This window comes from Geothermobacter hydrogeniphilus (assembly GCF_002898515.1).
GTDB lineage: Bacteria > Desulfobacterota > Desulfuromonadia > Desulfuromonadales > Geothermobacteraceae > Geothermobacter_A.
Map to the genome: position 1 here is coordinate 26,575 of NZ_PPFX01000043.1, position 11,320 is coordinate 37,894.

9 protein-coding genes are annotated in these 11,320 nt (G+C 60.4%); 6 read left to right on the forward strand and 3 right to left on the reverse strand.

Translation table 11 applies throughout. The annotated features are described in order from the left end of the window. The first annotated feature begins 56 nt into the window (after positions 1–56). The 6 genes from argH to C2E25_RS14830 all read left to right on the forward strand — a co-directional run bounded on the left by argH (position 57) and on the right by C2E25_RS14830 (position 8,051). Positions 57–1,439 carry an argininosuccinate lyase gene (argH, locus tag C2E25_RS14805; protein ID WP_103116499.1) on the forward strand — a complete coding sequence of 461 codons (1,383 nt, stop codon included), beginning with the start codon at positions 57–59 and terminating at the stop codon, positions 1,437–1,439. A 3-nt stretch (positions 1,440–1,442) separates the two neighbouring features. Further along, positions 1,443–2,204, forward strand: a complete 762-nt coding sequence (locus tag C2E25_RS14810) for a fibronectin type III domain-containing protein (protein ID WP_103116500.1) — start codon at positions 1,443–1,445, stop codon at positions 2,202–2,204. An 81-nt stretch (positions 2,205–2,285) separates the two neighbouring features. Further along, positions 2,286–3,167: a 4-hydroxy-tetrahydrodipicolinate synthase gene (gene dapA, locus C2E25_RS14815; protein ID WP_103116501.1), complete on the forward strand. Its 882-nt coding sequence runs from the start codon at positions 2,286–2,288 to the stop codon at positions 3,165–3,167. A 257-nt stretch (positions 3,168–3,424) separates the two neighbouring features. Next, complete coding sequence (dapB, locus tag C2E25_RS14820; RefSeq protein WP_103116502.1) at positions 3,425–4,228, forward strand: 4-hydroxy-tetrahydrodipicolinate reductase; 804 nt, start codon at positions 3,425–3,427, stop codon at positions 4,226–4,228. A 286-nt stretch (positions 4,229–4,514) separates the two neighbouring features. Beyond that, on the forward strand, positions 4,515–5,750 hold the full coding sequence (locus tag C2E25_RS14825) for an LL-diaminopimelate aminotransferase (RefSeq protein WP_103116503.1): 1,236 nt from the start codon (positions 4,515–4,517) through the stop codon (positions 5,748–5,750). 327 nt (positions 5,751–6,077) lie between these two features. Then, positions 6,078–8,051 (forward strand): cation:proton antiporter, encoded by a 1,974-nt coding sequence (locus C2E25_RS14830; RefSeq protein ID WP_103116504.1) that lies wholly within the window; start codon positions 6,078–6,080, stop codon positions 8,049–8,051. 98 nt (positions 8,052–8,149) lie between these two features. Here the strand turns inward: C2E25_RS14830 and C2E25_RS14835 are convergent, their stop codons facing one another. The 3 genes from C2E25_RS14835 to C2E25_RS17545 form a co-directional block, all read right to left on the reverse strand. After that, the gene (locus C2E25_RS14835; RefSeq protein WP_158247282.1) at positions 8,150–9,532 is read right to left on the reverse strand and encodes an alginate export family protein; all 1,383 of its coding nucleotides are present in this window, start codon (positions 9,530–9,532) and stop codon (positions 8,150–8,152) included. Positions 9,533–9,831: 299 nt separating this feature from the next. Next, the gene (locus C2E25_RS14840; protein WP_158247283.1) at positions 9,832–10,179 is read right to left on the reverse strand and encodes a hydrogenase maturation protease; all 348 of its coding nucleotides are present in this window, start codon (positions 10,177–10,179) and stop codon (positions 9,832–9,834) included. Continuing rightward, entirely contained in the window at positions 10,157–10,909 is a 753-nt protein-coding gene (locus tag C2E25_RS17545; protein WP_158247284.1) for a Ni/Fe hydrogenase subunit beta, read from the reverse strand. The genes C2E25_RS14840 and C2E25_RS17545 overlap by 23 nt, the downstream gene beginning before the upstream one ends. Positions 10,910–11,320: the final 411 nt, after the last annotated feature.

An 11,320-nucleotide genomic window follows, 5' to 3' on the forward strand; every position in this document is an offset into this window, starting at 1 on the left:
CCGCCGACAAGGGGCTCACTGATTCAGGTTAACAGAGACAACACAAGGAAACGACCATGAGCGAAAAACCCTGGGCCGGGCGCTTCACCCAGCCGACCGACAAGTTCGTTGAAGAATTCACCGCCTCGATCAGTTTCGACCAGCGGCTCTACCGCTATGACATCCAGGGCTCGATCGCCCATGCCCGGATGCTGGCCAGACAGAAGATCATCAGCGACAAGGACGCCGAACGAATCGTCTACGGCCTGAATGAAATCCTCGAGGAGATCAATGCCGGCAAGTTCAAATTCTCGGTGGCCCTCGAAGATATTCACATGAACATCGAGAAACGCCTGATCGAACAGATCGGTCCGGTCGGCGGCAAGCTGCACACCGCCCGTTCACGCAATGACCAGGTGGCCCTCGACATCCGCCTCTACCTGCGTGATGAACTTGACGGCCTGGCCGACTACCTCGACGCGCTGCAGGGGGCGCTGCTCGACCAGGCCGAGGCCAATATCGATGTCATCATGCCCGGCTACACCCACCTGCAGACCGCCCAGCCGGTGCTCTTCGCCCACCACCTGCTCGCCTACCACGAGATGTTCCTGCGTGACGCCGGTCGCCTGCGTGACCTGCGGCGGCGGATGAATGTGCTGCCCCTCGGCGCCGGGGCGCTGGCCGGAACCACCTTCCCCATCGACCGTGAATGGGTCGCCGAGCAGCTCGGTTTCGACGGTGTCACCCGCAACAGCCTCGATTCGGTCTCCGACCGCGACTTCGGCCTTGAGTTCTGCGGCGCCGCCAGCATCCTGATGATGCACCTGTCGCGCCTGTCGGAAGAACTGATCCTCTGGTCGAGCGCCGATTTCAACTTCATCGAGCTCTCCGATTCTTTCTGCACCGGCTCTTCGATCATGCCGCAGAAGAAGAACCCCGACGTCCCCGAACTGGTGCGCGGCAAGACCGGTCGCGTCTACGGCAACCTGATCAGCCTGCTGACGCTGATGAAATCACTGCCGCTGGCCTACAACAAGGACATGCAGGAGGACAAGGAGCCGCTCTTCGACACCCTCGACACGGTCAAGGGATCGCTGAAGATTTTTGCCGACATGATCGCCCAGCTGCAGGTCCGGGCCGACAACATGCGGATCGCCGCCGCCCGCGGCTTCTCGACCGCCACCGACGTCGCCGACTACGTGGTGCGCAAGGGCATCCCCTTCCGCGAAGCCCACGAAATCGTCGGCAAGACGGTGCGCTACTGCATCGAGAACAACAAGGACATCCCGGAACTGAGTCTCGAAGAGTTCCAGCAGTTCTCACCCGTCATCGGCGCCGATATCTTCGATTTCGTCACCCTCGAAGCCTCGGTCAATTCCCGCAAGGCGACCGGCGGCACCGCCCGCGAAGCGGTGGAACGGGAAATCGCCCGTGCCCGCCAGGCGCGCGGCCGCAACTGAGCGATGCTTATCCGAACCCCGGTCCTCATCCTGATCTGCGGGCTGCTGTTGTCCGCCTGCGGGCACAAGGCGGCCCCCAGGCCTCTGCTGAAGCCTCTGCCGAAGGCGGTGGAGGATCTTTCGGTCCGCCAACTCGGTGCGGCGATGCGCGTTTCCTGGCAGGCGCCGAAAAACAACCAGGACGGCACGCCGATCACCGACCTCGATCATTTCGCCGTCTACCGTATGAGCTACGACCCGGCCGATGACTGCCTCGAATGCCGCGACACCTCGGCCCTGCTGCGTGATGTCGACCCCGACTTCCCGGGTGACGTCCAGGTCGTCAACGGCCGTTATCTCCTGATCGACCGGCAGGAGCTGCTGGCCGGTCGCGGTTACCAGTATCGCGTCAGCGCGGTCACCGTCGGCGGCTACCCGGGGGTGCCGGCCAAGGTCCGCCGCCCTTACCTGCAGCCGCCGATGGCGCCGAAAGAACTCTCGGCAACGAGCCTGAAACGATTCATCCGCCTGAAATGGCAACCGGTCAAACCCGTTGAAGGCATGACACTGCTCGGCTACCACCTCTACCGGGCCACCGGATCAGCCCCGCTGGCCCTGTTGCCGCTCAACGCCACGCCCGAACAGGGGACCGGTTACGACGATTTCACCATCTCTGGAAGCAACAGCTACCGTTATGCCGTCCGCGCGGTCTGGAAGCGGGACGGCACCGAGCTGGAAAGCGAACTTTCCAACCTGGTCACTGTCCCCGCCGACGGTTTACAATAGTTTCGGTCTGTGCTACCAAGGGAATCTTATCGGGGAAAGAAAAAAATACCGCTGTTCCACGCAACAGGAGGAGGTCCTTTCATGTCGCATTTTTCCGGGTCCATGGTCGCCATCATCACCCCTTTCGGGGAAGACGGCCGATTTGATGAAGAGAGTTACCGCCAGCTGATCGAGTTCCAGATCGAGAACGGCACCGATGTCATCGTCCCCTGCGGGACGACCGGCGAATCGGCCACCCTCGGCTTTGAAGAGCACGACCGGGTCATCAAGACCTGTATCGACCAGGTCAAGGGACGCATCCCGGTGGTCGCCGGAACCGGCGCCAACAACACCGCCGAGGCGATTCACCTGTCGCAGAACGCCAAGGCCAACGGCGCCGACGGCCTGCTGCTGGTCTGCCCCTACTACAACAAACCCTCGCAGGAGGGAATCTTCCTGCACTACCGGAAGATTGCCGCCGAGGTCGCCCTGCCGCAGGTGCTCTACAATGTTCCCGGCCGCACCGGCATCAACATCGCCGCCGAGACCACCTGCCGTCTGGCCGAAATCGACAACATCGTCGCCATCAAAGAAGCTTCCGGCAGCATCACCCAGGCCAGCGAGATCATCGCCAACGCCGGTGACAAGATCGACGTCATCTCCGGCGACGATTTTCTCACCTTCCCGCTGATGGCCTGCGGCGCGATCGGCGTCATCTCGGTGACCGCCAACATCGCCCCGGCCCAGGTCAAGCAGATGGTGGTCGCCGCTCAGGAAGGCAACTATGCCAGGGCCCGCGAGCTGCACCTCAAGCTGCTGGAGTTGCACCAGCTGATGTTCATCGAGGCCAACCCGGTGCCGGTCAAGACCTCGGCCAGCCTGATGGGCAAGTGCCGCGCCGACGTGCGGTTGCCGCTGTCGCCGCTGCAGCCGGGCAGCCTGGAGAAACTGCAGGCGGTACTGAAAAAGTACGCGCTGATCTGAACAAGACGGAAAGGAAGATCGCCGCCAAGGCGCCAGGAACGCCAAGAAAAGCTTTTTAACGGAGAGCCGCAAAGAGGGAGAGGGCGCAGAGAAAACCAAAAGCAGTTTTTGGTTTTAAACCCAAAAGATTTTCTCTCCGTCTCTGCTCCTCTCCGCCTCTCCGTTAAATAGAGTTTTTGACCTTTTTGGCGGCCTTGGCGTCTTGGCGGCAAAAAACTTCTGCGCATCTCACACCAGACTCTTCAAGGTTTTCAACTATGACCAGAATAGCCGTTACCGGAGCCGCCGGCCGCATGGGCGGGCGGATCATCACCCTGGCGACCGAAAGTGATCAACTGCAGGTCGTCGGCGCCGTCGAGATGGCCGGGCACCCGAAACTCGGCCAGGACGCCGGCCATGTCGCCGGCTGCGGCGAACTCGGCGTCCCCATCAGCGATTCCCTGGAAGAGGCGCTGACCGGAGCCGATCTATTGATCGATTTCACCTTTCCGCAGGTGACCCTGGCCAATGCCGCGGTCTGCGCCCGGATCGGCAAAGCGATGGTGGTCGGCTCGACCGGCTTTACCCCCGAAGAGCGTGAACATCTGCAGGCCTTTGCCGAACAGGTTCCGGTCGTCTTCGCCCCCAACATGAGCGTCGGCGTCAACGTCTGCTTCAAGCTGCTCAAGGACATCGCCCAAACCCTCGGCGAAGGCTTCGATGTCGAAATCGTAGAGCTGCATCACAACAAGAAGAAAGACTCCCCCTCCGGAACCGCGGTGCGCATGGGCGAGATCGTCGCCGAAGCCCTCGGGCGCGACTACAACCAGGTCGCCAACTACCACCGCGAAGGGATGTGCGGCGAACGGACCACCGAAGAGATCGGCATGCAGACGGTCCGCGGCGGCGATATCGTCGGCGAGCACACCGTCTACTTTATCGGCATGGGCGAACGCATCGAACTGACCCACCGCGCCATGAACCGCGACATGTTCGCCCGCGGCGCCATCCGCGCCGCCGCCTGGCTGGGCGGCAAACCGGCCGGGATGTACGATATGCAGGCGGTACTGGGGCTGGGCTAGCACCCCCTTGCGGTAAACCACGGAAACGGTAAGACACGGAAACCATTTTGGGCCGCCAAGCCGCCAAGAAAAGCTTTTTTAACGGAGAGCCGCAGAGAGGGAGAGGGCGCAGAGAAAACCAAAAGCAGTTTTTGGTTTTAAACCCAAAAGATTTTCTCTCCGTCTCTGCTCCTCTCCGCCTCTCCGTTAAATAGAGTTTTTGACCTTCTTGGCGGTCTTGACGACTTGGCGGCAGACCGTTTCCTTTTCTCCGCATTGAATAATCATTAAAAAGGAGTTTTTCCGAATGGCCAGAATCAACGATAACTATTTGAAACTCCAGGCCGGCTACCTCTTTCCCGAGATCGGTCGCCGGGTTTCCGAATTTACCGCCGCCAACCCGGATGCCGACGTTATCCGGCTCGGCATCGGCGATGTCACCAGGCCGCTGGTCCCGGCGGTGGTCAAGGCTTTTCACGAGGGCGTGGATGAGATGGCCCGGGACGAAACCTTTCATGGTTACGGCCCCGAGCAGGGTTACGACTGGCTGTCGCAGATCATTATCGACAAGGCCTACAAACCACTCGGCGTTGAACTGAAACCATCCGAAGTGTTCATCTCCGACGGCTCCAAGTGCGACAGTGCCAACATCCTCGACATTTTTGATCTTTCCAACAAGGTCGCCATCGGTGATCCGGTCTATCCGGTCTACAACGACACCAACGTCATGGTCGGTCGCAGTGGAAACATGAATGAGCAGGGCTACTACGAGGGCATCATCTACATGCCCTGCACCGAGGAAAATGGATTCACTCCGCAGTTCCCGAACGAAAAAGTCGATCTGGTCTACCTCTGCTTCCCGAACAACCCGACCGGCACCGTGGCAACCCGGGAGCAACTCAAAGGCTGGGTCGACTACGCCCTGGAAAACGATGCGGTGATCCTGTTCGACGCCGCCTACGAGGCCTTTATCACCGAGGATGACATTCCCCATTCGATCTACCAGATCGAAGGCGCTGAAAAATGCGCCATCGAGTTCCGCTCCTTTTCCAAAACCGCCGGTTTCACCGGGGTGCGCTGCGGCCTGACCGTGGTTCCCGAAGCATTGACCGGCACCACCGCCGGTGGCGAACGCACCAGCTTCAATCAGCTCTGGAACCGCCGCCAGTGCACCAAGTTCAACGGCGTCTCCTACCCAGTGCAGAAGGCCGCCGCCGCAGTCTACTCGGAAGAGGGCTGGGCCCAGGTGAAAGAGGTGATCGACTATTACATGGAGAACGCCCGGATCATCCGCGAAGGGCTCACCGCCGCCGGCATCCAGTGTTACGGCGGGGTCAACGCCCCCTACATCTGGTTGAAGTCACCTCAGGGAATGAGCAGCTGGGATTTCTTCGACAAGCTGCTGCACGAATGCTTTGTTGTCGGCACCCCGGGCAGCGGCTTCGGTCCCTCCGGAGAGGGCTACTTCCGCCTCAGCGCCTTCGGTGAGCGGAACAACGTTGAAACCGCGGTCCGGCGCATCCGGGAGAAGTGGGGGAAATAGCGGAGACGGAACCATACCGGGCGGCCGAAAAGGCCGCCCTTCTTTTTTCCCCCTCCGAATCCGCTATACTTACCCTGAATCAATGAATTCCTTGTCGGCGGACAGCACAAGTCATTGACCTGCCTGAGCTTCCCAAAAATCACCAGCGAACCTGTGGGTGCGCTTCAGATTTTTGAAAATCCCATTCAGGCCAAGCACTTGCACTTTCCATCCAACAGGAACTCACAGATTCAGGTTGCCCTGAACACTCCATGACCGTTGTTGCATGGTGGCATGGTGGCATAACCGCACCGCAACAGCCATTTCCTCCTCGCTCCGGGATACGTCATGACCACCATCTCCCTGCAAGATATCCTGATCCTGCTCGGCCTGGCCCTGGCGATCGCCTTTCTCTGCCGCCTGATCAAACTTTCGCCGATCATCGGCTACCTGGTAACCGGGTTGCTGGTGGGTCCTTACGGCTTTCACCTGATCAGGGGCATCGACGATGTCGAGATGATGGCCGATATCGGGGTGATCATGCTGCTGTTCACCATCGGCCTGGAGTTCTCGGTCAGCCGAATTCTACGCCTGAAAGGACTGCTGCTGAAATGCGGCTCCACCCAGGTGATTCTGACCGGTCTGCTGATCTGCGGACTGGCCGTCATGGCCGGGCTGCCGGTGCAGACCGCGGCGGTGCTGGGAATGGCCCTGGCACTCTCCTCGACCGCCATTGTCCTCAAGCTGCTGCTGGAGAAAGGCGAGCTCGATTCCGCCCATGGCCGGATCGCCCTCGCCGTACTGCTGTTCCAGGACCTGAGCGTGATCTTTTTCCTGGTCGCGCTTCCCCTGTTGGGAGGACAGGCCCGGGAATTCACCCTGCTCGGCGCCGCCGGAGCGCTCGGCCTGCTGGCCGGGCTGTTCGTTTTCTCCCGCTACCTGCTGCAACCGCTGCTGATCGGCGTGCTGCGCACCAGGGCCCCGGAGCTGTTCCGGCTGACCATCCTCTTCCTGGTTTTGGGAACGGCCTGGATCACCCACCTGGCCGGGCTTTCCCTGGCCCTGGGAGCCTTTCTGGCCGGGCTGGCCCTGGCCGAGTCGGACTACTCACACCAGGCGCTGGCCGACATCATCCCCTTTCGGGATACCTTCCTGGCGATCTTCTTCATCTCCATGGGAATGCTGGTCAATGTCCGCAGCCTGAGCGATGACGGTCCGCTGATCCTCGGCCTTTTCCTGCTGCTCTGTCTGCTCAAGGCTCTCACCGCCACCCTGGCCGCGCTCTGGGCGCGATTTCCGCTGCGCATTTCGCTGCTTTCCGGGCTGATCCTGTTCCAGGTGGGGGAGTTCTCCTTCATCCTGCTCAAACAGGCCAGGTCCCTGTATCTGATCCCCGAACACAGCTACCAGATCACCCTGTTCGTCATCACCCTGTCGATGATGACCACGCCGTTGCTCTTCTCACGCGCCGGGGTCATCGCCAAACGACTGGCGGGCATGCTGGGCGGCCGCAAGGAGTCCTGGAGTGACACGGAGGAGGAACAGACCGCCAACCTGCAGGGGCATGTGGTCATCGCCGGCTACGGTCTGGCGGGGCGCAACGTGGCCCGGGTGCTCAGGGAAATGCAGATTCCCTACATCCACATCGAAATGAACGGTGAAATCGTCCGCCGCGCCCGCGATCGGGGAGAGTTCATCGTCTACGGCGACGCCACGTCACGCACGGTGCTGGAACGGGTCGGTACCGGCCGGGCCCGGGCCCTGGTGCTGGCGATCAATGACCCGTCCGCACTGGCCGGCACCATTCAGGCCGCCCGGGAAATCAACGACCGGCTCTACATCCTGGTGCGGACCCGCTTCGTCCTCGATCTCGACCGGCTCTACGAATTCGGCGCCGACGAGGTGATCCCCGATGAATTCGAGGCCAGCCTGCAGATGGCGGCCTGCCTGCTGCGCAGCTTTGCCATTCCCGAAGGCAAGACCCTCAAGCTGATCGCCTCCCTGCGCCTGGAACACTACGGCGGCCTGCGTGAACCGACCGTCCCGCCGGCCGACCTGGCCGGCTATCTCAGCGTGCTTGAAGGCGGCCGGATCGAGTTCCGCCCCCTCCCCGAACGTTCCCCCTGCATGGGGCGCACCCTGGCGGAACTGCAGTTTCGCGCCCGCACCGGGACCATGGTGGTCGGCGTGGTGCGCGAGGAACGGATTCTCTACAATCCGACCGCCGAATTCTGCCTGGAAGAGGGCGACACCCTGATGCTGCTCGGTTCAAGTGAAGATCTCGACCGGGCCGGCAGCCTGCTGCGCGGGGAACTTCCCTGATTCCGGGCAACGCTTCCCCGGCAAGGCTGCAAAAAACGCGGCCACCGGATGAGCAGTGGCCGCGACAAACAGGTTGAAGACTTGATCCACCGCCCCGACTAGAACTTCAGGTTCATCTGTACATAGGCGAAATCGGCATCGGCCGCCTCGGTCTTGGCGTTCTCGACCGCATCACCGACGAAAAAGTGCGCGTAGGCCGCCTCGAAAGTCAGCACCTGATTGTACTTGTAGGTCGCGACCAGGTCGATCTCCTGGCCGACCTCGCTCTCGCCATTGGCGGCGCCGGCGCCAAAGATGGTCCCGCCTCCGGCATGGTAAAGGGCGTCCTCCTCTTCGGCCAGTTCGAAATACCAGAAGTGCAGTTTGGTCTTCAGCTTGGCGTTGATCTGGCTGTCCAACTTGAGCGCGTAGTTGCGGGCGTTGCTCCAGCCGATCCGGTCCATGTAGCCATAGTGCAGGTGATTGGTCGGGAACAGGTTGCTGAAGGTGTTGAAATCGCCGTCGGTCGGATCGTCGTCGCCGCTGGCCCAGTTGGCCTCGACGCTCAGGCGGGATTTCCGGAACAGCGGCAGGACGTAACCGAGTTCGCCGTGCAGGGCGAAGGCGCTGATGTCGAGACCGGCCCCGTCGCCGAACTGGTAGGCACCCTCGAAGCCGTAATCCAGTCCGGCCAGGGGCGGAACCGGCCCCTTCAGGCGGGTACCGGCGGTCCACAACTCGATATTTTCAGTTCCCGCGGTGAGCGGCGTCCCGGCGCCGATCCCCCGGGTCGGAACCACAGTGGGCGAGTTGTCCTCCATGTAGAGCAGGTAGAAATCGGCCACCTGTTTGCCGGGTGTCCACATGGCGTAGGCGCCGTAAAAGTTCTGGTCCTCGTCAGCACCGGCGGTCGCATTGCCGGAAACCAGGGTCGGGGAGAAGGGCTTGATCGACTCCTGCTCGCCGACCGCGTTGTCCAGTTCGGCGACCTTGGTCGCGAACAGATCGAGTTGCAGGTTGTCCGCCAGATGGATCATGGCCCTGGCGCCATCGAAGGAACGTCCCACGTTGTTCCAATCGAAGGCGCCGATCAGCCGCTGATCGCCGTACACCAGGGTCTGCCGACCAACCCGCAGGGTCAGGGGCAACCCGGCGAACTTCAGGATATCGACATAGCCCTGGCGCAGGTCCAGGCTCTGCCCGTTGTCGGCCTCGTTCTGGTTGGCGCCGAAGATGCGCGAATCCTGGATCTGAATAAAGGCTTTGACATCATCCGTAACATCCATGCCGATATTCAACCGGGTTCTCAGCAGGGTGAAATCGGAGCTGTTGGGCGTGGCGCCATCAAAATCATGATTGTAGCGGTTTTCATAGCGGGTCCGCACGGCGGCCCCGAGGGTGATCTTTTTCGCCTTGGTCACAACCTCACCAAACTCAACAGCGGCGGCGACCTGTGGCAGGGCCAGCAATAACATGACAAACAGGCAGATTCCTCGTTTCATTCCTTTTTCCTCCATCTCTAGTGGTCATTCCGGGGTGACACATTGCCCCATGTTTCACCAAAAAAAACCGGCCGGTGCCGGCATGGACACCAAAAACACCTCCTTTCCCCCCCCCAAAAAAAAATTTAGAGAAGACTAACGTTGCTTCACTCTGCAGACCTTGACCTGGATCAAAATTCCGCACGGTCATTCACGACGCAGGGTGTTCTGGTACGAGCACCCCTTCGAGGTAACGGGCCGGGAGGTCGGGAACTGCCTGTCAGAATCGGGAGGGGGAGAAAAAACGGCGAAGAAGAAATTCAGGAAGCAACGTTGCGGGAACAGGTCCGCGTCGTTTTCAGCCGACGCGCGAACCAGCCGATCAACTGATCGGCGGGGGCGGCGACCGCCGGGGTCAGGCTCTCCCCCAGTTGCATACAGCCCGCCTGGATGCCAAGACAGCGGCAACGGACCGGATATCCAGCCTCGATCCAATCGATCAGCGCCGACAATGGCAATCGATGGCTGCTCAGCGAGCGGTCAATCAGTTCAGAAGGCTCAATACGCCGCAGTTCTCCGGGCCGGCCACCGAAATCAGCGGCATCCAGAAAAACGATCTGCCGGGGACGGTGGATCGCGGCGAAGTCAGTAGCAGGTCGGGCAGACATTGGTGCAGTTGCCGCAGGAGAGGCATTTTTCCCCGATCCTGGTCCAGACATCGCTGTCGAAGGTTTCGTCGAACAGCCGCGGAATATCCTGGTAGCGGATCGGCACTTCGCTGCGGAAAATCTGTTTCTTGGACCGGCGCAGTTCCTGAAGCTGCTCCCGCGCGGCATCGCTGACCGGTTCAAACAGGCCCGATTCCTCGACCAGCTGCTCCCCTTTATGGGTCTTGATATCAACGAAGTAGCCGTCACTCAACTCGCTGAAAAACAAGTCGTAACCACCTTTCGGCAGATGGTTGCGCAGCATGGCGCAACTGGCGAATCCGTCGCAGTAGTCGCTGCACTCCAGACCGATCAGGGTGATGTGATTCTTGCGGATCATGTAATGCAGATCGCGGGGCCGATCGGAAAAAACCACGTTGAGACACTGGATACCGGCCAGGTCGCAGGTATGCACCCCGAACAGCACCAGTTCCTCGACCTCGACCACGGCCTGCATCTGCTGGCCGTCGGCACCATCGTAGCGCAGCAGGGTTTCATACTGGGGCATGAAGTACTTCTTCGGCGGCAGGATGGTCGGAATGTAGTCCAGGGCCATTTCGGCAAGCGAACTGACCTCGGCGAACTTGAACTGGCCATGGCCCAGGGGAACCGGCCCGACAACCTTCCCGCACGAGGCCAGAAAGCTGACCAGGTCGGCCAGTTTCGTTTTTGCAATCAGAGCCTGAGTCACGCAGGGCCTCCTTTCTCTCAGAAAAACAGCATTGCGCTGAAAAACTTCCAGTTGCCGGAATCTGACCAGGGAATCAACCTTGTCAGTATACAGCGGCCGGCGTCACCAGGCATGACTGGCGTTCACGCATCATGAAAAAGACGACAAGAATACTGAGTCGCTCCGGCAACGCCCCTGGAACTTGAACAATAAACTGATATATCGGATATCTTCCCGAAGAGTTTAGTTTTTTCCACCAGTTCGGGATCCCTCATATCAGAGGAAGATTTTTACCATGGGGGTCATATTGGATGAAGAATGTAAGTGCTGGTCTGAATGCGGTTTGCAAAAATCTGAGGTGCACCCATAGGTTCGTCGGTGATTTTTGGGAAGCTCAGGCAGGCCAATGACTTGTGCGGTCCGCCGACAAGG

Bases quoted from the DNA above. Each gene is read 5' to 3' on its own strand.
- C2E25_RS14840 (WP_158247283.1), bottom strand. From the start codon at position 10,179: ATGTCTGCCCGACCTGCTACTGACTTCGCCGCGATCCACCGTCCCCGG.
- dapB (WP_103116502.1), top strand. From the start codon at position 3,425: ATGACCAGAATAGCCGTTACCGGAGCCGCCGGCCGCATGGGCGGGCGG.
- dapA (WP_103116501.1), top strand. From the start codon at position 2,286: ATGTCGCATTTTTCCGGGTCCATGGTCGCCATCATCACCCCTTTCGGG.
- C2E25_RS14810 (WP_103116500.1), top strand. From the start codon at position 1,443: ATGCTTATCCGAACCCCGGTCCTCATCCTGATCTGCGGGCTGCTGTTG.
- C2E25_RS14835 (WP_158247282.1), bottom strand. From the start codon at position 9,532: ATGAAACGAGGAATCTGCCTGTTTGTCATGTTATTGCTGGCCCTGCCA.
- C2E25_RS14830 (WP_103116504.1), top strand. From the start codon at position 6,078: ATGACCACCATCTCCCTGCAAGATATCCTGATCCTGCTCGGCCTGGCC.
- argH (WP_103116499.1), top strand. From the start codon at position 57: ATGAGCGAAAAACCCTGGGCCGGGCGCTTCACCCAGCCGACCGACAAG.
- C2E25_RS14825 (WP_103116503.1), top strand. From the start codon at position 4,515: ATGGCCAGAATCAACGATAACTATTTGAAACTCCAGGCCGGCTACCTC.